Origin of the sequence: Planomonospora alba, assembly GCF_039534085.1 — a bacterium.
Taxonomy (GTDB): domain Bacteria; phylum Actinomycetota; class Actinomycetes; order Streptosporangiales; family Streptosporangiaceae; genus Planomonospora_B; species Planomonospora_B alba.
On record NZ_BAAAUT010000009.1, the window covers coordinates 137,404 to 157,625 of the forward strand.

General features: G+C 73.5%; 13 protein-coding genes. 3 read left to right on the forward strand and 10 right to left on the reverse strand.

All coding sequences use genetic code 11. The annotated features are described in order from the left end of the window. Nucleotides 1–89: 89 nt before the first annotated feature. The 9 genes from ABD823_RS07615 to ABD823_RS07655 all read right to left on the reverse strand — a co-directional run bounded on the left by ABD823_RS07615 (nucleotide 90) and on the right by ABD823_RS07655 (nucleotide 14,776). A complete protein-coding gene (locus ABD823_RS07615) occupies nucleotides 90–5,300 on the reverse strand; it encodes a DNA repair ATPase (RefSeq protein WP_344857262.1) in 5,211 nt (1,736 codons plus the stop codon). A gap of 8 nt (nucleotides 5,301–5,308) precedes the next feature. After that, nucleotides 5,309–7,552, reverse strand: a complete 2,244-nt coding sequence (locus tag ABD823_RS07620) for a flotillin family protein (RefSeq protein ID WP_344857264.1) — start codon at nucleotides 7,550–7,552, stop codon at nucleotides 5,309–5,311. Between the two features lie 11 nt (nucleotides 7,553–7,563). Then, nucleotides 7,564–8,214, reverse strand: a complete 651-nt coding sequence (locus tag ABD823_RS07625) for a hypothetical protein (protein WP_344857266.1) — start codon at nucleotides 8,212–8,214, stop codon at nucleotides 7,564–7,566. 223 nt (nucleotides 8,215–8,437) lie between these two features. Continuing rightward, a complete protein-coding gene (locus ABD823_RS07630) occupies nucleotides 8,438–9,262 on the reverse strand; it encodes a carbohydrate ABC transporter permease (protein WP_344857267.1) in 825 nt (274 codons plus the stop codon). Further along, nucleotides 9,259–10,236: a carbohydrate ABC transporter permease gene (locus tag ABD823_RS07635; RefSeq protein ID WP_344857269.1), complete on the reverse strand. Its 978-nt coding sequence runs from the start codon at nucleotides 10,234–10,236 to the stop codon at nucleotides 9,259–9,261. The genes ABD823_RS07630 and ABD823_RS07635 overlap by 4 nt, the downstream gene beginning before the upstream one ends. 74 nt (nucleotides 10,237–10,310) lie before the next feature. Beyond that, on the reverse strand, nucleotides 10,311–11,567 hold the full coding sequence (locus ABD823_RS07640) for an extracellular solute-binding protein (RefSeq protein ID WP_344857271.1): 1,257 nt from the start codon (nucleotides 11,565–11,567) through the stop codon (nucleotides 10,311–10,313). A 69-nt stretch (nucleotides 11,568–11,636) separates the two neighbouring features. After that, on the reverse strand, nucleotides 11,637–13,028 hold the full coding sequence (locus ABD823_RS07645; RefSeq protein WP_344857273.1) for a cellulose binding domain-containing protein: 1,392 nt from the start codon (nucleotides 13,026–13,028) through the stop codon (nucleotides 11,637–11,639). Between the two features lie 129 nt (nucleotides 13,029–13,157). Next, complete coding sequence (locus ABD823_RS07650; RefSeq protein ID WP_344857274.1) at nucleotides 13,158–13,910, reverse strand: sugar isomerase domain-containing protein; 753 nt, start codon at nucleotides 13,908–13,910, stop codon at nucleotides 13,158–13,160. After that, the gene (locus tag ABD823_RS07655) at nucleotides 13,907–14,776 is read right to left on the reverse strand and encodes a MurR/RpiR family transcriptional regulator (RefSeq protein WP_344857276.1); all 870 of its coding nucleotides are present in this window, start codon (nucleotides 14,774–14,776) and stop codon (nucleotides 13,907–13,909) included. Before ABD823_RS07655 ends, ABD823_RS07650 begins: the two co-directional genes overlap by 4 nt. A 79-nt stretch (nucleotides 14,777–14,855) precedes the next feature. On the opposite strand from ABD823_RS07655, the gene ABD823_RS07660 reads away from it, so the two are divergent. After that, on the forward strand, nucleotides 14,856–15,914 hold the full coding sequence (locus ABD823_RS07660) for an N-acetylglucosamine kinase (RefSeq protein WP_344857279.1): 1,059 nt from the start codon (nucleotides 14,856–14,858) through the stop codon (nucleotides 15,912–15,914). A 467-nt stretch (nucleotides 15,915–16,381) separates the two neighbouring features. Here ABD823_RS07660 and ABD823_RS07665 read toward each other — a convergent pair whose 3' ends face one another. Further along, a complete protein-coding gene (locus ABD823_RS07665) occupies nucleotides 16,382–17,146 on the reverse strand; it encodes a PP2C family protein-serine/threonine phosphatase (protein ID WP_344857281.1) in 765 nt (254 codons plus the stop codon). 221 nt (nucleotides 17,147–17,367) lie between these two features. Between ABD823_RS07665 and ABD823_RS07670 the strand changes: the two genes are divergently transcribed. Both ABD823_RS07670 and ABD823_RS07675 read left to right on the forward strand, forming a co-directional pair. Further along, the gene (locus ABD823_RS07670) at nucleotides 17,368–18,954 is read left to right on the forward strand and encodes a peptide chain release factor 3 (RefSeq protein WP_344857283.1); all 1,587 of its coding nucleotides are present in this window, start codon (nucleotides 17,368–17,370) and stop codon (nucleotides 18,952–18,954) included. Nucleotides 18,955–19,046: 92 nt separating this feature from the next. Beyond that, nucleotides 19,047–20,027, forward strand: a complete 981-nt coding sequence (locus ABD823_RS07675; RefSeq protein ID WP_344857284.1) for a Gfo/Idh/MocA family protein — start codon at nucleotides 19,047–19,049, stop codon at nucleotides 20,025–20,027. Nucleotides 20,028–20,222 lie beyond the last annotated feature (195 nt).

Genomic DNA, 20,222 nt, shown 5'->3' on the forward strand with positions numbered 1-20,222 from the left:
CGGGCCGCGTGCCTGAGACCCGTGACCCCGTGCCCGCGGTCCGCGCGGCTCCGGGCCGGTGCGGACCGCGGTCCGCACCGGCCCGGTCCTCACACCCCCGGGGCGAGCCGGTCGGCGGCCCGGTCGATGGCGGTTCCGACCCGGTCGGCGAGCAGCCCGACCGCGCCGACGGCCCGGGTCACCGGATCGTCCTCGGCGCCGCCCAGCGCCTGCGAGCGCACGTAGGCCGCCTTCACCTCGGCCCACCGCGCGGCCTGCGCGGGGGTGAGCCGCCCCCTGATCTCGGCCAGCTTCAGGAGGTTGGCCTCGGCTCCGGAGGTGAGGGTCTGCGCCTCGCCGAGATAGTGGTCGTCGATGACGGCCTCCAGCTCGGCGTCGTTCATCACCGGGGAGATCCGCGCCGCCAGCCCGGTCATGTTCCGGTAGGACCCCTGGAGCCGGAACGGCGGTTCGGTCCGCGCGGCGTCGGACTGCGCGGCCGAGGCGATGTAGGCCTGGTTGACGGCCAGCACCACCCGCTGGACGTGCAGCAGCTTGCGCAGGACCGCGAGGATCTGCTCCAGCTCGACCGGGGAGTAGGGGTGGGCCAGCCGGTCGGCGCGGACGGCCGGGTCGCCCTGCGCCAGCCGTACCAGCAGGCGGACGTCCTCGCGCTCGCGGGCCGACAGCGGCGCCAGGACGGGGTTGGAGGTCAGCGCGTTGTCGACGTAGCTGAGCGCGAACACCTCCTCCCGGCCCGACAGCACGTCGCCGAGGTTCCAGACGTCGGCGCGGTTGGCGAGCATGTCGGGGATGCGGAACCGGGCGCCCGACTCGGTGTACGGATTGCCCGCCATGCAGACCGCGAAGCGCTTGCCGCGCAGGTCGTAGGTGCGGCTGCGGCCGTTCCAGACCCCCTCCATGCGGCGCTGGCCGTCGCACAGCGAGATGAACTTCTGCAGCAGCTCGGGGGAGGTGTGCTGGATGTCGTCGAGGTAGAGCAGGACGTTGTTGCCCATCTCCAGCGCAAAGTTGATCTTCTCGACCTCCTGGCGCGAGGTCGCGTCGGGAGCCTCGGCCGGGTCCACCGAGGTGACCCGGTGGCCCAGCGCCGGGCCGTTGACCTTCACGAAGACCAGGCCCAGACGGCTGGCGACGTACTCCATCAGGGTGGTCTTGCCGTAGCCGGGCGGAGAGATGAGCAGCAGCAGGCCCATCTGGTCGGTCCGCTTGGCGTCGCCGCTCGCGCCCAGCTGCTTGGCCAGGTTGTCGCCGATGAGCGGCAGGTAGACCTCGTCGAGCAACTGGTTGCGGACGAAGGAGCTCATCACCTTCGGCCGGTACTCCTCCAGGCGCAGGCGGGCGCGCTCGGCGGCGACCAGCTCGTTGCGGCGCCGCAGGTAGTCCCGGTAGGCGGGCGCCCTGCGGGTCCGGAACCACCGGGTCCGGGCGAGGAACTCGTCCAGGCGCACCGTCAGGCTCCGCCCGGTGACGCGCGGGTGCGCGCCGAGCAGCCCCTCGGCGGTCGCCTCCAGCGCCGCCGACGAGTCGTGGCGGGGCAGCTCCTCGCAGAGCAGTACGGCGACCGCCTCGGGCAGCTCGGGGACGTGCCCGCGCCCCGGTGCGGAGTCGGGGACGTGCCCGCGGCCCGGTGCGGAGGCCTCGGCGAGGTCCGCGGCGGAGCCCCCCGGGGGATCCGCGGCGGCGGCCCCGGCGAAGGCGCCCAGCCACGCCTCGGCCAGCCGCCTGCGGCCGCGCAGGTCGCCGGAGAGGGCGCGCAGGTAGGCGGCGAACTCGGCGCGGGAGGCGCCCAGCGCCCGGTCGAAGCGCTCCAGCAACCTCCGGGCGCCGGCGCCGGTCACGAACCCGGCGGGGGAGCCCGCCAGCTCCTCGAAGAGATACTCCCCGGCCAGCTCGGCGACCTCCTCGCGGTCCCCGGCGTTCCAGCCGTCCCCGCCGGACGGACCGGCACCGCCCGTACCGTCCGCACCGCCGGGCCCGGCCGGGTCCGCCCCGCCGTCCGGTACGGCCGCGCCGCCCGCCCCGGCTCCGGCGTCCGGGCGGGGCGCGCCGCCCGGTACGGCCGGGCCGTCCAGGTCGGCCAGGAAGGCCGCGACGGCGGAGCCGAGGGCGCGGCGGGTCTCCTCCACCGCCGCCACGTGCCCGAACCGGGCCCGCGCCCGGGCCAGCGAGACCACCCGCGTGCTCCAGGCGGCGCGCCCGGCCTCGTCCGTCCCGAAGGCCCAGAAGAACTGGGCGGCCGCCCGCGCGGCCGGGGGATAGCGGAGCAGCCCGGCACCGGCGTGCAGCCGGAGCAGCACGTCCAGGATCACCGCGGCGTCGTGGTCGTGCACGCCCCGCTCGTAGCCCTCGTCGTAGCGGCTCTCCGCGACCCGGCGGACGATCCGCAGCAGCTCCCCGTCGGCCACCGCCGCCTCGTGCAGCGCGTCGAGCGAGAGCACCTGGCCGTCGTCCCCCGGCAGCGGCGCGCCCGCCTCGGCCGCGGCCAGGATCACGGCGGCCAGGTGCTCGCCCCGGTAGACCTCCGGCGACTCCGAGACCAGCAGCTGCGACCAGAACGGCCGGGTCGCGGCGAACGCGGGGTCGCCGACGGGGGCGCGGTAGTCGGTCCCGGTGACGGCGAAGGCCATCTCCTCGCCGTGCGGGACCAGCGTCAGGTCCGCCTCCTGGGTGTTGACCGCGAACCGGTGCCGGCCCAGCCGGATGGTCTCGCCGCCGTCGGCGTACAGGTCGAGCCGGTCGCGCAGCGCCCGCCCCGCCTCCTGCCGGGCCGCCTTGACGCGGCCCTCCAGCTCCTCGGCGCGGACCGCCTCGCCCAGCTCGCGCAGCTCGGCGGCGACCGCGTGCAGCTTGCGCACCATCGGGTCGGAGGCGAAGTAGGTGTTGACCTCGTCGGCCGAGTCGAGCGAGGCCGCGCGCCGCCGCACGCTCGCCAGGATCCGGTCCGCCGATCCGGCCAGCCGGTCGGCCCGGCGGGCCCGCTCGTCCAGCAGGGCCTGCCGCCGGGAGGAGAACGCCTCGTAGACGTCCTCCCGCTTGGCCGCCAGCTGCGCCAGGAAGTCGTCGAACTCGGTGAAGCGCGACTCCAGGTCCTCCAGCCGCAGCATCAGCCGGCCGAGCTGCTCGTCGCACCGGTCGGGGGTGTCGGCCGTCGCCAGGGCCCCGGCGATCGCCTGCCCCAGCAGGGCGAACTCGGCGGCGAAGGCGGCCCGGCCCTCGCTCGCCAGCAGCTCGCGCCGGCGCGCCCGCAGGGTCGCCCGCGCCCGGTTGACCTCGCCGAGCACCTCGCCGACCCGCTCCAGGATGGCGGTGCGGACCCCGGCGTCGGCGATGTCGAGCGTGCCGACCACCTCGACCACGACCTCCAGGCCCCGGGCCTGCGCGGTCAGCCGCTCGTCGACGGGCTCCGCCTCGGCCGTGGAGGCGATCTCCGCGGCCTGCGCGGCCAGGCGCCCGACCTCGGAGCGGTAGTCGGTGAAGGCGTCCTCGCCCGCCAGGAAGGAGACCGCGCGCCGCGCCGTCTCGTCGAGCCCGTCCCGCAGCTCGGCGTCCAGCAGGTCGATCCGGCCGGTGTCGACGTGGCGCAGCTCGCGCAGGGTCACCAGGTGCCCCTGCGCCCGGCGGAGCCCGTCCAGCCGGGTGACCCACTCGGCGGCCGAGCGGGCCGCCTCCCCGCGGGCCCGGCGCAGGAGGGAGGCGACCTGCCCGGCGGCCTCCTCCACCGCCGCGGCGGCCTGCTCGGTGAGGACGCGGACCTTCTCGAACTCGTCCAGCACCTGCTCGGCGGTGGCCCGCAGGTCGGCCAGAGGGACGCGCAGGTCTGCGGGCAGGCCGGGGTCGGCCAGCCAGTGGTAGTGGTCGAAGACCCGTACGCAGGCCGCGATCAGCGCCTCGAACACCGCCTGCGAGGGCGCCATCTCCTCGACCATGCGGGCCACCGACAGGCAGTCGGAGACGCCGCGCACCAGTTCGGCGTTGCCGATCCGCTCCAGCGGCCCGGTCCCGACCGGCTGGGCGGCGGCGTAGACGTCGGAGGTGAACGGCGTCTGCCACACCTGCATCGGGTGCACCCGGGTGGGCTCCTCCGAGACCGCCCGGAACACCACCAGCGTGCCGTCGTCGAACAGCGAGTAGCCGTGGCAGGGGATCGGCGTCGCCACCTGCTTGCGGATCACGTTGTACGGCAGCAGCAGCGAGCGGCCCTCGGCCCGGGCGTAGAACACGTAGAGCACGTCCTCGCCGTTGGCCGAGCGGATGACCCGCTCGAACTCCAGGTCGGTGACGTCGGTGTCGAAGGTCTTGCTCACCCCGGTGGACAGGTAGTAGCCGCCCGGGAAGATGATGCCCTGGTCCTCCGGGAGCCGCCGGCATGCCTGGCCGATGCCGTCCAGCCGTACGACGTCCCTGGTCCGGGTGTTGAAGACCAGGTGCCGCCAGGAGGTCTCGTTGTAGGGCCGGATGCGCAGCAGGATCAGCGGGCCGATCCTGGCGTGCTGCACGTCGGCGTCGGCGAGGCTCTGCAGCGGCTCGGCGACCGGTTCGTGGTAGATCCCCTCGCCGGTCTCCGTGTTGTCCTCGATCTTGATGGTGAGGTCGCCGCCGACGGTCTCGACGAACACCTCGCCCTGGATCGAGATGTGCGGGTGCCGTCCGAGCACGTGGTCGTCGCGGGTGGCGGCGGTCCACTCGAAGTCGTGCGAGGCGGGGAAGACGTGGTCGCGCTCGCCCCGGTCGTCGATGTAGTCGAGCGAGCCGTCCGCGCCGACCTGCCAGCGCAGCACCCGGATGTCGTTCGGGCCGGTCTGGAAGACGGCCAGCAGCTTGCCCTCCACGCGGCGCAGCTGGAGCAGCCGGGTATGGCGGTAGTACCGGTAGAGCTCGGCGAAGTCCCGCTCGAACCGCGGGTGGCGGAGGAGCGGCTCGGGGTCGGAATCGGTGTCGAATCGGACGGTGTCCCCGTCCCGGCTGAAGCGGTGCACGGAGAAGACGTCGGCGACGGTGGTCTCCGGCTTCAGCCCGATGAAGACGTTGTAGCCGAAGAGCATCAGGTCGCCGATCGAGACGATGTCGCGGGGCACGCAGTTGTTCTCGGTGCGGATCCGCTCGGTCCCGATCAGGCGGAGCTCGGTCCCGCCGAAGACGTCCAGGCGCCGGGCGTTGAGCTCCTCGGCCCGCCGGGCCAGCTCCGCGGCCTGCTCGGCGAGCCGGGCGCGGAGCACCTCGTAGGTGCCCGCGTCCAGCTCCCGGTCCGTCGTGCCCTGCGGGTCGGCGAGGGCCTCGGGGGTGTCGGTGACACTCACGTCCGGTGTCACTCCCGGCCGGTGTCGGCGGCGGCGGAGCCGTTACCCGTCGGCGGCGCCTCCGTGACCGCGACGGTCACCGGCACGTCCGCCGTGGCGACGGCCGCCGGCGCGTCCGGGGCCGCGACGGCCGCCACCGTGGCGGTGGGCGTCACCGGCACCGCGGCGGCCGTGGTCGTGGAGGCGGCGCTCCCGCCGTTCCCGGCGGCGAGCAGCTCGCGCAGCCGGGTCCCCTCGGGGCCGCCCTCGCCCATCAGCTTGACCAGCAGCGCCGACAGCGACAGGTCCCGCACGTCGGAGCTGCCCAGCGAGCCGAGGATCCGGGTCAGGTCGGCGGGCAGGCTCTGCGACCCGTCGAGGTACGGCCCGGCGAGCGTGCGGGCCACACCGGAGTGCTCCACGAAGCCGTCCACGCTCTTGCCCATGGCGACCGCGCCGACCAGCTTGTCGAAGAACACGCTGTCGCCGCCGACGATGTCGATGTCGGCCTTCTCCAGGCCCGCGGCGAGCACCACGGCCTGCGCCTCGGCGACCTTGACCTGGGAGGTGACGCCGGCCAGCCGGATCTCCTTCTCCGCCTCCAGCCGCAGGCGGTACTCCTCGTGGCCCCGGCTCGCCTCGTCCATCGCGGCCAGCGCCGCCGCCTTCTCGGTCAGGCCCTCGGCCTCGGCCTTGAGCGTCTCGCCGACCCGCGCGGCCTCGGCCAGCGCCTTGGCCTGCTCGCCCTCGGCCTCCGCCTTGAGCTTCTCGCGCACGGCGGCGGCGACGGCCAGCGCCTTGGCCTGCTCGCCCTCGGCGGCGGCCAGCGCCTTCTCCCGCTCGACCACGGCCTCGGCCCGGCCGACCTTCTCGATCGCGGCGGCGTTGCGCTCGGCGACCTGCACCTCGGCCAGGCCGGTCGCGGCGGCCTCGGCCTGGACGCCCTCGGCCAGGCGGATCTTGGCGCGGGCGTCGAGCTCGGCGGCCTGCTGGCGCGCCTCGGCCAGCACCAGGGCCTCGCGGGCCTTGTGCTTGGACGCCGCCTCGGCCGCCTCGGCGGCCTTGATGTCCTTGACCAGCTTCTCCTGCGCCTCGGCCTCGGCCTGGATGATCACGGCCTGGCGGGTCCGCTCGGCCTCCTCGACCACCCGCAGGCGCTTGATGTTCTCCTCCTGCTCGGCGACCGTCTTCTCCACCGCGACGCGCTCGCGGACCACCTCGGCGATCGAGCGCTTCTCGCCCTCGACCTCCTTGTCCTTGGCGATGCGGGACAGCTCGGTCTCGCGTTCGCGGGCGATGACCTCCAGCATGCGGTCCTTCTCGATCCGCTCGGTCTCGATGGCGATGACCCGCTCGCGGTTCTTGGCCGCCACCTCGATCTCCCGGGCCTGGTTCTCCCGCTGGATGCCGAGCTGCTCCTCGGTGCGCAGGTCCGCGGTGCTGGCCTTGAGCCGCTCCTCGGCCCGGACCCGGGCGATCTCGGCCTCCTCGCGGGCGCGCATGGTCTCGACCTCGCGCTTCTGCTTGATCTCCGCGTCGGCCTGGCGGCGCTCCAGCTCCAGGATGGCCTCCCGCGCGTCCACGTTCTGGCGGGTGATCTCCTTCTCCTCGTGGCGCTGGTACTCGTTGGTCCGCACGTGCTCGATCGCGGTCAGTTCGGTGATCTTGCGGATGCCCTGCGCGTCGAGGATGTTGGCCGGGTCGAGCTTGCTCAGCGGCGTCTGCTCCAGGTAGTCGATCGCCGCGTCCTCAAGGCTGTAGCCGTTCAGGTCGGTGCCGATGACCTGGATGATCTGGTCGCGGAAGTGGTCGCGCTGGGTGTAGAGGTCGACGAAGTCGAGCTGCTTGCCGACGGTCTTCAGCGCCTCGGAGAACTTGGCGTTGAACAGCTCCTGCAGCGTCTCCTGGTGGCTGGCGCGGGCGGTGCCGATGGCCTGGGCGACCTTCACCACGTCCTCGACGGTCTTGTTCACCCGCACGAAGAAGGTGATCTTGATGTCGGCGCGGATGTTGTCCCGGCAGATCAGGCCCTCGTTGCCGGAGCGCTCGATCTCGATGGTCTTCACCGAGATGTCCATGAACTCCGCCTTGTGGACGACGGGCAGCACGACGGCTCCGGTGAAGGTGACGTCGACCTTGTTCACCTTGGAGACGATGAGCGCCTTGCCCTGCTCCACCTTGTGGAACAGGCGTGTGATCATGAATGCGAGGCCGATGACGACGAGCAGGACGACGGCCAGGAGCACGCCGAAGCCGGTGGAGATGACGTCCATGGTTCCCTCGGTTAGATGGGGCGGTCGGGGTCGAGTTCCGCGTCGTACGGCATCACCCAGAAGAACTCGCCGTCGGGGTCGTAGGCGAAGATCAGGGCGGTGCTGCCGGCGCCGAAGACGTCGTCGCCGGTCTGCCTGACTTGCACGAGAGCGGAGGAGCCGTCGGGAGCGGTGACCTCGGCCTGGCCGAAGTCCCTTCCCACCCGGCCGGTACGGATGACGCAGGTGCGGCCCACGAAGTCGGCGCGGGAGGGGACGCGCTCCTTCGGTACGGCGCGCCGCAGCGGCGCCGTCAGCAGGCGGGTGCCGAGCCACGCGCAGGCGAGCGCCGCGACGGGCACGGCGGCCGGTGCGGGGGTGCCCGCGAGGGCGGGGGTGCCGGTGACCAGGACGGATCCGGCGAGGCTGGTGAACCAGGCGATGGCCACCAGCAGGGAGACGGACACGGAGACCGGCACCCCGCGCAGGCCCAGGCCCGCCAGGAGGCCGGCGAGGCCGCCGGGCTCGGCGCCCTCGGCCCCGTCACCCGCCGCGTCGCCGTCCAGGACGGCTCCGAGGAGGAGGGAGAGGATCCAGTAGCCGGTCACCACGACCAGCAGGAAGCTGAACAGGACGGTGGGAAAGGAGAGTGCGGCCTCGATGAACCGTTCCAACCGACCCATGGATGAAGAAGATCCCCCTGCTGGCAACCCCGTCGCCGCGTCCCCCCGAACGCGTGCGCCTGACTATATCTCCTTAAAGAACGGGTAAAGGGGATAGTTCCCGGAATTTCAAACTTCTTGGGATTTATGAGGTTATGAACCCCTGGTGGCCGGGGCGGGGCGCGGACCTCCTGATCCGCCCGGGGCGGGAGACCGGCCCCGTGCCGCGGCCCGGGGCGGGCGCTCACCCCTTCACCGCTCCGGCGGCCATGCCCACGCCCACCCTGCGCTGCAGGAACAGGAAGAGCACCAGGACGGGCAGGGCGAACAGCGTGGCCGCCGCCATGGTGGCCCCCCAGTCGGCGCCGAACACGTCGCGGAACGACGACAGCCAGACCGGAAGCGTCCGCTTGCCCTGGTCCTTGATGATCAGGACGTTGACGAAGGCGAACTCGTTCCAGGCGGTGATGAACCCGAACAGCGAGGTCGCCATCAGGCCGGGTGCGAGGAGCGGGAAGACCACCCTGCGGAAGGCCGCCGGCCGGGTGCAGCCGTCGACCAGCGCCGCCTCCTCGATCTCGGCCGGGACGGCCGCCAGGAAACCGCGGAGGGTCACGATCGTGAACGGCAGCGTGATCATGAAGTACACGCCGGTCAGCATGGCGAGGGAGTCCAGCAGGCCGCTGTCGCGGGCGATGACGAACACCGGGACGAGCAGCGCCTCCCAGGGAGCCATCTGCGCGGCGAAGACCGCCACGATGAACGCCCCCCTCCCCCTCCAGCGCATCCGCGCGACCGCGAAGGCGGCCAGGAGCGAGACGACGAGCGCGGCCAGCACGGCGGCGCCGGTGACGAGCAGGCTGTTGCGCCAGAAGGTCCAGAACCCCTCGGCGCCGATCGCGGTGGCGAAGTGCTCGACCGTCGGGCGGGCGGGCCACAGCGCGGGCGTCTCCGACTGGATGTCGGCGGTCGGCTTGAACGCGGTGACGACCATCCAGTAGACCGGGAAGATCATCACCGTGAGGACGGCGAGGGCGGCGGCGTTCAGCGCGATCCGGCGCGGTCTCACGTCTCGGCTCCTTCCTGCGCGAGCATCCGCCGCAGGTTCCCGACCAGGGCGGCGGCGAGGACGACGACGGTGACCATGGCCACGGCCGAGCCGAGGTCGTAGCGGTGCAGCGTCCGGGCGATCTTGAACGCGTAGACGGGCAGCGTGGTCGTCGCGCCGTCGGGACCGCCCTGGCTGAGCACCCAGATCTGCGGGAAGCACTTGAAGACCCAGATCACCTCCAGGGCGGTGATCAGGGCGAACATCGGGCGCAGGAGCGGGAAGGTGATCCGCCGGAAGACCTGCCACCCGCCCGCGCCGTCGAGCCTGGCCGACTCGTAGAGCTCGACGGGCACGGTGGTCAGGCCCGCGTAGAGGGTGAGCGCGGCGAACGGCACGGACTGCCACACCACCAGGGCGACCAGCACGCCGAACATGGCCGTGCCGTTCGCGAACCAGGAGTAGCCCTGGAAGGAGTCGAGCCCGAGCCCGGCGAGGAGCCGGTTGACGACGCCGAGCTCCGACTGGAACAACCACTGGAAGACCGTGGTGGCGGCGATGACCGGCGTGGCCCACACGAGCGCGAGCACGCTCATCAGGGCCGTGCGCATGCGGCGGCCCAGCCGCAGGAGCATGAGGGCGACGCCGGTCGACAGGCCCACGATGAGCACCACGTTGACCGCGGTCCACGCGAAGGTGCGCAGCACCACGGCCCAGAACTCGGCGGCGGCCGTCAGCTCCCGGTAGTTGTCCAGGCCGACGAAGGCCGCGCCGCCCCGGATCAGCTCGCGCATCCTGAAGTGCTGGACGGAGATCAGGGCGGCCCGCAGCAGCGGGTAGAGCAGCAGGAGCACGCCTCCGGCGACGGCCGGGGCGATCAGCAGGTACGGCCACGCCCGCGAGAGCCGCCGGCCCGCGCGGCGGGCGGCGGGCGGCGCCGCGTGCCGGTGGCCGGAGTCCGCTTCCGGGGCGGGGGCATGGGTGGCGGCGGGCACGGCGCCCTCCCTCCGAGGTCGGCGATGTCGGCGAGGTCGGCGCCGCCCGGCCGCACGCCGGGCGGCGCGGGTGGTCAGGAGCCGCCGCCGAGCGTCGCGGTGATCGCCTCGGAGACCTTGCGGGCCTCGGCGGCGGGGTCCTTGCCGGTGAGCACCGCGGTCATGTACTGCTTGATGACCTGCGTGGCCTCCACGGCGGCCCAGTCGGGCGTGTTCGGGGTGGCCCGGCCGTGGGCGGCGCCCGCGGCCATCGCGGCGGTGCCCTCGTCCGAGCCGAGCACGTGCGCCAGCGACGTCTTGTTCGGCACGAAGCTCATCGTCCTGGCCAGGTCGCTCTGGAACTTCTCGCCGGTCAGCGCCTTGAGGACCTCATAAGCCTCGTCGTGGTGCGCGGACGCCTCGGGGATGATCAGATCCGACCCGCCGGTGAACACCGTCCCGGGCCTGCCGGGGGTCTTGCCGGGGATCGGGAAGAAACCCATCTTGCCCTCCATCCCGGGCTCGACCTCCAGCACCCGGGCGGCGGCGCCGGGCACGCTGATCATCTGGGCCACCCGGCCCCGGGCGAAGACCTCGTGCTGCGGCGGGTTGGCCTCGTCGGCGTCCTTCGGCCCCCTGCCCAGCGCCTGGAGCCTCTTGTAGAAGTCCATCCCGGCCAGCGCCTGCGGCGTGTCGAGCGCGCCCTTCCACCGCCCGCCGTCCCGCACCGCGAGGTCGCCGCCCTCGTCCCAGACGAACCCGGCCAGCACGTACCAGGTCTGCCCGGTCAGGTAGATGCCCTGGTCGCCCCCCTTGTTCAGCTCGGCGGTGACGTCCAGCCACTCCTCACGGGTCCTCGGCGGGGAGTCGATCCCGGCCTTGGCGAACAGGTCCTTGTTGTAGACGACGACGCGGTTGGCCGCGTACCAGGGGATGCCGTACTGCCTGCCGTCGACGTTGCCGGGCTGGGCCAGGCCGGGCAGCCAGTCCCCGCCGCCCAGATCGGCGATCTTGTCGGTGAGGTCCTTGACCCCGCCGCCGGCGGCGTACTGCGCGACCTGGGTGTTGCCGACCTCGATCACGTCCGGCGGGTCGGTGCTGGCCAGCGCGGCGGTGACCCGTTCGCCGATGCCGTCCCACGCCTGGATCCGGATGTCGAGGTCGACGTCCCGGTGGGCGGCCTCGTAGTCGGTCTCGAACCGCTCGACGAGCTCGTCCGTGACGCTGCCGTCCATGATCCAGACGGTGAGTCCGGTCGGTCCGGCGCCGGTGGACGGCTCGCCGGAACCGCAGGCGGCGGCCCCCGCGGTCAGGGCGAGAGCGGCCGCCGCGGCGAGAAGGCGCTGCTTCATGGTGGACCTCTTTCGGAAGAGGGGGCGCGGCCCGCCGGTCCACGGGGATCCGCCGGGCCGCACGGCGGCTCAGGGGGCGGGGACGGTGTCGGTGAAGGAGGTGGAGGCGGCGCGGAAGGCGCCGACCCTGTCCAGCACCTCGGCGGGCGGGACGACCTCGCCCTTGCTGTGGTAGACCCAGTCGACCTGCTGGTGGTAGGTGCGCGGAGCACCGCCGCCCTGCAGGTCGATGAACCACTGGTTGAACATCAGCCACATCGGCGTCTCGGGGTAGTAGATGTCACCGTGGTCGGCGAACAGGCGGCCGTCGACGTAGTACCTGATCCGGCCCCCGGAGACCTGCATCACCAGGTCGTGCCAGCCGGCGAAGCTCGCGCGCTCCTCGGTGTGGGTGTTGACGGCCAGCCACGGGTCGTTGCGGTAGGTCTCCCAGCTGGTGGTGTACAGGATGCTGCCCGGCTCGCCCCATCCGCCGTTGGGGAGGTACTCGAAGTCGAGCTCGCCGTAGTCGGGGTCGAGGTCGCGGGCCAGCGGGGTGATGGTGAAGAAGGTCTGCACGACGTGCTCGCCGTCGGGCCCGCTGACCGGGGCGTCGCTGAACCTCACCCGGGCGGCGTAGGTGCCCTCGAAGAACTTGCGGCTCGCCGTCGACAGCTCGGCGTGGACGGTGCCCGAGGCGGTGCCGTCGGTGGAGGAGGCCAGCTGGAGCACCTGGCCGCCGCCCGCCGAGGGGAAGGTCACGGCGGAGGGCGACCAGGCGGCGCCGGGCACGCCGGGCCCGCCCGCGCTGGAGCGCACCGTCCAGCCGCGCTGGGCCAGCCGCGGATCGGAGGAGCCGGTGTAGGAGAAGTCGTCGAAGAGCGTGCCCTGGCTGGTCCCGGGGGTGCCCGACGGGGTGGGGGAGGGGCTCTGCGACGGGTCGCCGCCGCCCGCGGCGGGGACGCCCCAGGCGAGCCGCCCGTCCACGAACACCGCCACCTTGTCCCAGTCGGCGTAGGAGGTCCGGGCGCCGAAGGAGTAGTCGTCGCTCTGGGAGAAGTTCTGCCAGTCGGCGCGGTGGAAGCGCAGCTGGAGGTCGCCGGTGTCCGCGCCGGCCGCGAGGGTCCCGGAGGTGAAACCGACCTCCAGGTAGCGGTCGGCGGTCGGCACGGGGGAGGGGAGGCCGGCGAAGCGCCCCGTCACGGTGGAGCAGCCGACCACGGCCCACGAGCAGGCGAAGCGGTAGGCCGTCTCCCCCCGGAAGTAGTAGCGGATCTTCACCTGGTCGAGCGGTAAGGGCGCGCTGCCGGTGTTGACGAGCTTGAACCACGGTTCGGCCTGCGCGGTGGTGGCGCCGGTCGAACTGGTCCTGTACTGCAGGCGCACCGACTGGGCGGCGGAGGCCGGTACGGCCAGGGCGACGCCGCCGAGGGAGACCGGGAGGGCGAGGGCCAGCAGAACCTTCAGGAAACGTCGGGGCATGAGGTGATCTCCTTCTGCGGAACCCCCGAGCGGTCGTGCGGCACGGCGGTGGGATCCGCCGTCGGTGGCCGGCCGGAACCGCGTGTCCCCCGGTGGACGCGGCCCGTGACCGGGTGCCCCCGGGGCGCGTCAGGCGCCCCGGCGGAGCCGGCCGGCGTAGCAGGCCTCCAGGGCCAGGTTGTGCGCGTCCCCCTCGGGGACGTTCGCCGACAGGTAGACCGGCGGCACCCGTCCCGCGGCGAGCAGCCCGCGCACCGCCTCGGCGACGACGAGCTGGACGAGCAGGGCGGAGGTGATGGTGGAGACGGCTCCGACGGCTCCTCCGCCGGGCAGCGGGAGCACGGCGTCGCCGTACGGGGCCCGGTTGTCGAGGACGACGTCGGCCAGGTCGCACAGCCTGCGGCCCGAGGGGTGCTTCGGGGAGACCGCCAGGCTGTGCTGGAGGGAGGTGATCGCGATCAGGTCGTGACCGCGCTCCTTGACGAGGGTGGCGAGCTCGACGACGACGCCGTTGACGCCCGAGCTGGAGATGACGACGAACAGGTCGCGGGCCTCGACGGGCGCGGCGTCCAGGATGCGGCGCGCGACGGAGGGGTCGCGCTCCAGGTCGTAGCGGCGGAGCTCGTCCGGGTCGGCGCCGCCGTACAGGACGATGTCCCGCAGCGCGAGCCGGTTGGTGGGCACCAGGCCGCCGGCCCGGCCGGCGATCTCCATGGCGACCGCCTCGGAGTGGCCGGAGCCGAACGCCTGGATGACGCCGCCCCCGTCGAGGGCCGCCGTGACGAGGGCGGCGGCCCGCCTGACGGGCGCGGCCTGGTCGTGGGGGATGGTCCGTACCAGGTCGGCGATGTGCTCGGCGTAGCGGTGGGGGTCGATCGTCACGCGTCTCCTTCGGGAAGCCGGTGGCCGGTCACGGCCCGGACGGTCAGGTCGAACGCCTGCCGGGTGCGCTCGTAGGTGCGCTGCGCGACCGAGACGTAGACCACGTCGAGGACGAGCAGCTGGGAGTGGATCGCGGCGAACCCGTCGCTCCTGAACGTGGTCTCCCTGCTGGCCGTGGTCAGCACCAGCTCGGCCGCCTCGGCCAGCGGCGACCTCGGGTGCGAGGTGACGGCCACCGTGACCGCCCCGTGGCTGCCCGCCTCGGCGAGCACCTCGATGACCTCGCGGGTCCTGCCGCTGTGCGAGATGCCGACGGCCACGTCGCCCTCGGTGAGCAGCGCCGCGTCGGTGAGCGCGCTGTGCGCGTCGGACCTGCTCCAGGTGGGGATGCGGATGCGCTGGAGGCGGTACTCCATCTCGCTCGCCACCGCCGCGCTGCTGGACACGCCGAACAGCAGGACCCGTCCGGCCTGCGCGATCGCGGAGGCCGCCTTCTCGACGGTGGCGAGGTCGAGCTGCGCCGCGGTCTCCTGGATGAGCCGGATGTCGTTGCCGGAGACCACGCCGAGCACCCGCTCCAGGCCGTCGCCGGGCAGGATCTCCTGGCCGATGTCGGTCTCCCACGTCTGCTGGGCGGCCCGGCCCTGCTCGGTGGCGAGCGCGACCCTGAGCTCGGCGTAGCCGCCGAAGCCCAGCGCCCGGCAGAAGCGGGTGACCGTCGCGGTCGAGGTGCCGCTGCGCTCCGCCAGGTCGATGATCGTCGACCTGGCGGCCTCTCCGGGGCTGCTGAGGATCAGCTCCGCCACCCGGCGCAGCGCCTCGGGCAGCTCCGGCTGCTCGGCCCGGATCCGGCCCAGTAGGTCCACGGCGTCCTCCGTCTCACGTGTGATGAAAATTATGCTCACCATCTGGTGCTGTCAAGGTACATGGTAGATAATTTTTGACATGAGCCTGATCCTCGGCGTGGACGCGGGGGGCACGTCGTCACGCGCGCTGGTGAGCACGCCCGGCGGCGCGGTCGTCGGGCGGGGCCTGGCCGGCGGCGGCAACCCCATGGCGCTCGGCCCCGCGGACGCCTTCGCGCACCTGGCCGCCGCCGTCCGGCAGGCCCTGGCCGGGATGGACCCCGGACGGGTGGAGGCCGCCGTCGTCGGGCTGGCCGGAGCCGGCCTGCTGCGCCGGGCGGCCGTCCGGGCGGCGTTCGAGCGCGCGTTCGCGGACGCCGGGCTCCGCTGCGCCCCGCGGGTCGTGGGCGACGTCGCGGTGGCCTTCGCGGCCGGTTCCGCCTCTCCCTCGGGTACCGTGCTGATCTCCGGCACGGGTGCGATAGCGGCGAAAATTATTGACCACGAGCCCGTGGCCCTGTCCGACGGGTTCGGCTGGCAGCTCGGCGACGAGGGGTCGGCGTTCTGGCTCGGCCGGGCCGCCGCCCGCACCGCCGTACGCGAACTCGCCGAGGCGACCGGCCGGGCGGGCGCGGGGCCGGGGGCCGACCGGCCGGCGGACCCCGCGCACCCGCCCCGGCGCACCGGCCCGCTGACCCGGCTCGTCACCCGTCACCTCCTGGCGGACGGCGGGCGGGAGGGCCCGGAGGGGGACGGCGGGGACGTCGTCGACAGGCTCGCCGCGGCCGTGCAGGCGCGGCCGCCTCTCGCGCTCGCGGCCCTGGCGCCGCTGGTCGGCCGGGCGGCGCTGCAGGGCGACCCCGCGGCGCTCGGCATCGTACGGCGGGCCGCGCGCAGACTCGTGCGTACGGCCCTGGAGGTCCACGCCGGCGGCGGCGCGCCCGTGGTGCTGGCCGGGAGCGTGCTGACGAGCGCGGGTCCCGTGCAGCGGGCCGTACGGGAGCTGCTCGAGCCGGACGCGGTGGTCGCCGTGGCGGGGGACGGCGCGGGCGCGGCGGCCTGGCTCGCGCTGCGCGAGCTCGTCACCCCGGCGGAGGCGGCCCGCCTGCACGCGGAGCTCACCCGCCCGCGCACGACCCGGGGAGGACCCGCCGGGTAGGCCCGGCGGACCGGGCCCCGGCCGCCCGCGGGCGCGCGGCGTCCGGCCGTCGCGCCTGCGCTGTGTCACCGGACGCCGGGCCCGCGCGGTGGCGTCACGGCCCGGTGCGCTCGCGGGGCGCCGCGTCCGGCGCTAGGCGCTGGTGACCAGGTAGGCGAGACCGATCAGGATGACGACGGGGATGAGCCAGACGACGGCCTCTCGGGCGAATTCCTTGTACACGGCGGCGTCCCTTCGCGGAGCGTGACCGGAGACAGGCGCGGGAAACCGACGATAACCCCGGCCGGGGACTCCGCCAAGGCTCCGCGCGGCCACGGTGTGTCACGGGTCGGGGGACCCGAGCACCCGCGCGGCGCGCTGTGCCGTGTAGCGGGATGCCGGGCCGCCACGGGACGCCGGGCCCGCGCGGTGGCGTCACGGCCCGGTGCGTTCGCGGGGCGCCGCGTCCGCCCGGCGGGGCCGCGCGCCTACGGCGAGGCCGCGCCGACGATCAGCGGGGCGTCCTGCGGCGGGCCCGGCTCGTCCACCACGTCGGCCAGCACGCAGGTGATGTTGTCCGGGCCGCCGCCGTCGCAGGCGAGCTCGACGAGCGTGCGGGCCGCGGTGTCGAGGTCGTCGATCGTGGCGAGCACGTGCCGGAGCCGGTCGGCGTCCACCACTCCGGACAGGCCGTCGGAGCAGAGCAGGTAGCGGTCGCCGACCTCGGCGTCCCGCAGGGACAGGTCGATCTCGATGTTCTCGTTGCCGTCGAGGACCTGGAGCAGGATCGACCGGTGCGGGTGCCGGGCGGCCTCCTCGGCGGTGATGCGCCCGTCGTCCATCAGCGTCTGGACCAGCGTGTGGTCGTAGGTGATCTGGTAGAGATCGCCCTCGCGGAGGAGATAGGCGCGGGAGTCGCCGATGTGGGCCAGGGCGACGCGCAGCCCGTCCCAGAGCATCAGGGTCAGCGTGGTGCCCATCCCGGTGAGGCTCGGATCCTGCGCGACCAGCTCGCGCAGGCGCTGGTTGGCCCGGCGGACCCCGGCCTCCGCCGCGGCGGCCAGGTCCGCGGGGTGCTCGTGGTCGAGGGCGGCGACCACGGCGACCGCCGCCGAGCTGGCGACCTCCCCGCCCACGTGGCCGCCCATCCCGTCGGCGACGGCCAGCAACCGGGGGCCCGCGTAGGCGGAGTCCTCGTTGCCCTGGCGGACCCGGCCGACATCCGAAGCCGCCGCATAGCGGAGCATGATCATCTACACACCACTGCTGAAACGTCGAGTCGCACGGGTGGGTCGCTTTCGGACGGTCGGTACGGGCATGAGATCTTCCAACGATCCACCGTGCGCCGTGGGTGGCGCAAGCGACCGGGAGAAGTGTCGTCGTATCAGTTGGTGCACCTGGCGGCGCGTAAGCTCTGTTCCGACATCCGACAGTACCCGGACACGCGTCCCCATGGCACGGCGAGGAGAGCACGATGACCACCGCGATCGCGCAGGAGGCGGCGCGGCGCCGCACGTTCGCGGTGATCAGCCACCCCGACGCCGGAAAGTCGACGATGACCGAGGCGCTGGCGCTGCACGCCTCGGCGATCATGGAGGCCGGCGCCGTGCACGGCAAGGCCGGCCGGCGCGGCGTGACCTCCGACTGGATGGACATCGAGAAGGCCCGCGGCATCTCCATCACCTCGGCCGCGCTGCGCTTCGAGTACCGCGGGCACATGTTCAACCTGGTCGACACCCCCGGCCACGCCGACTTCTCCGAGGACACCTACCGGGTGCTGGCCGCCGTCGACTGCGCGGTCATGCTGCTGGACGCCGCCAAGGGCATGGAGCCGCAGACCCTCAAGCTCTTCGAGGTCTGCCGCCACCGCCGCATCCCCGTCGTCACGTTCGTCAACAAGTGGGACCGGCCCGGCCGCGAGGCGCTGGAGCTGCTGGACGAGATCGAGGAGAAGACCGGCCTGCGGCCCACCCCCGTCACCTGGCCGATCGGCACCGGCGGCTTCTTCCACGGGGTCATCGACCGCCTGGCCGGGCGGATCGTGCGCTACACCCGCACGCCGGGCGGCGCCACCAAGGCCATCGAGACCGAGCTCACGCCCGAGCAGGCGCTCGCCGAGATCGGGGAGGACTGGGAGCGGGCCAAGGACGAGGCCGACCTGCTCACGGAGATCGGCTCCGACCACGACCAGAAGGCGTTCGAGTCCCACGAGACGACCCCGGTGCTGTTCGGCGCGGCCCTGTCCAACTTCGGCGTCGGCCGCCTGCTGGACGCCATGGTGGACCTCGCCCCGCCGCCCGCGCCCCGCCCCGACGCCAAGGGCGACCCGCGCCCGATCGAGGAGCCCTTCTCCGGCCTGGTCTTCAAGGTCCAGGCCAACATGGACCCCTCGCACCGCGACCGGATCGCCTTCGTCCGGGTCTGCTCCGGCCGCTTCGAGCGCGGCATGGTGCTGACCCACGCCGCGACCGGGCGCCCCTTCGCCACCAAGTACGCCCAGTCGGTCTTCGGGCAGGAGCGCGCCACGATCGACGAGGCCTACCCCGGAGACGTGATCGGACTGGTCAACGCCACCGCGCTGCGGCCGGGCGACACCCTCTACGACGGCAGGCCGGTCGAGTTCCCGAAGATCCCCAGCTTCGCGCCGGAGCACTTCTGGGCCGCCCGGGTGCGCGACTCCAGCCGGTCCAAGCAGTTCCGCAAGGGCATCGAGCAGATGGAGGCCGAGGGCGTCGTCCAGGTGCTCCGCTCCGACATCCGCGGCGACCAGTCGCCGGTGCTCGCGGCGGTCGGCCCGATGCAGTTCGACGTGGTCAAGCACCGGCTGGCGGGGGAGTTCAACACCGAGATCCTGCTGGACCGGCTCGACTTCAGCCTCGCCCGGCTCACCGACGCCGACTCGGCGCCGGTCCTGGCCCGCCAGCGCGGGGTGGAGGTCTTCACCCGCACCCTCGACGGGGCGCTGCTGGCGCTGTTCACCGACGAGTGGCGGATGCGGGGCGTGCTGCGGGACCACCCGGACCTGGTGCTGGAGCCGCTGCTCGCCGACACCCGGGGCTGACGCCCGCCGCCGGGGGTGTCCTCCGGTACGGCCTGCCCCCGGCTGGTGGGAGCGTTCCCACCAGCCCTCTCGGCATGATGGGATATGTCCCCATGAGCACGATTAAGTGGGGCATCCTGGCGACCGGCGGCATCGCCGCGACCTTCACCGAGGACCTGAAACTGCTGCCGGACGCAGAGGTGGTCGCCGTCGGCTCCCGCTCGGCCGGGAGCGCCCGCGCCTTCGCCGACCGCTACGGCATCCCCCGCGCCCACGGCAGCTGGGCCGAACTGGCCGCCGACCCCGACGTGGACATCGTCTACGTCGCCACCCCGCACAGCGCCCACTACGACGCGGTGACGACCTGCCTGAACGCGGGCAAGGCCGTGCTGTGCGAGAAGCCGTTCACCCTCGACCGGGTCCGGGCCGCCGAGCTGGTGGACCTCGCCCGCGAGCGCGGCCTGTTCCTCATGGAGGCCATGTGGATGCGCTGCAACCCCGCCATCCGCAAGCTCGTCGAGCTGGTCCGCGAGGGCGTGCTCGGCCCGGTCAACACCGTCCACGCCGACTTCGGCATCTCCGTCTCCGTCGGCCCCGACCACCGGCTCCGCGACCCGGCGCTGGGCGGCGGCGCCCTGCTCGACCTGGGCGTCTACCCGGTCTCCTTCGCCCACATGGTGCTCGGCGCCCCGGAGAAGGTGCAGTCCTGGGCCCGGCTGACCCCGGAGGGCGTGGACGAGAACACCGGCATGCTGCTCGGCTACCCCGACGGCGCGGTCGCGATGCTGTCCTGCGGGATCACCGCGCACAGCCCGGTCACGGCCTCGGTCTCCGGGCCGCTCGGCCGGATCGAGCTGCCGCACCTGTTCTTCCGGCCCGAGGCGTTCACCCTCTACCGGACCGACGGCGAGCCGGAGACCTTCCAGGTGCCCTTCGACGGCAACGGCATGAACCACGAGGCGGTCGAGGCCATGCGCTGCCTGCGTGAGGGCCTGCTGGAGAGCCCGCTGGTGCCCTGGAGTTCGACGCTCGAGGTGATGGGCATCCTCGACGAGGTCCGCGCCCAGGTCGGCGTGCGTTTCCCCGGCGAGTGACCCGGTCGCCCGGCCGGATCCCCGTACGGCGGGCCGGGCGGGCTGCTCCCCTGCCGTGACCTGGCCTGCCCCCTCCCGCAGCGCTCTTCGCCGGATCCCTTTCCCGCGTCTTTTCCTGGTCCCGCCTCCGGCGTGCCTTCGCCGGGTCCCGGGCCCGGGTGGCCGGTCGCCGGGGGCGCGGGGACGGGCCGGTGC

Coding starts and splice junctions, on each gene's coding strand:
- ABD823_RS07620 (WP_344857264.1), bottom strand. CDS start 7,552: ATGGACGTCATCTCCACCGGCTTCGGCGTGCTCCTGGCCGTCGTCCTG.
- ABD823_RS07625 (WP_344857266.1), bottom strand. CDS start 8,214: ATGGGTCGGTTGGAACGGTTCATCGAGGCCGCACTCTCCTTTCCCACC.
- ABD823_RS07640 (WP_344857271.1), bottom strand. CDS start 11,567: ATGAAGCAGCGCCTTCTCGCCGCGGCGGCCGCTCTCGCCCTGACCGCG.
- ABD823_RS07645 (WP_344857273.1), bottom strand. CDS start 13,028: ATGCCCCGACGTTTCCTGAAGGTTCTGCTGGCCCTCGCCCTCCCGGTC.
- ABD823_RS07660 (WP_344857279.1), top strand. CDS start 14,856: ATGAGCCTGATCCTCGGCGTGGACGCGGGGGGCACGTCGTCACGCGCG.
- ABD823_RS07665 (WP_344857281.1), bottom strand. CDS start 17,146: ATGATCATGCTCCGCTATGCGGCGGCTTCGGATGTCGGCCGGGTCCGC.
- ABD823_RS07670 (WP_344857283.1), top strand. CDS start 17,368: ATGACCACCGCGATCGCGCAGGAGGCGGCGCGGCGCCGCACGTTCGCG.
- ABD823_RS07675 (WP_344857284.1), top strand. CDS start 19,047: ATGAGCACGATTAAGTGGGGCATCCTGGCGACCGGCGGCATCGCCGCG.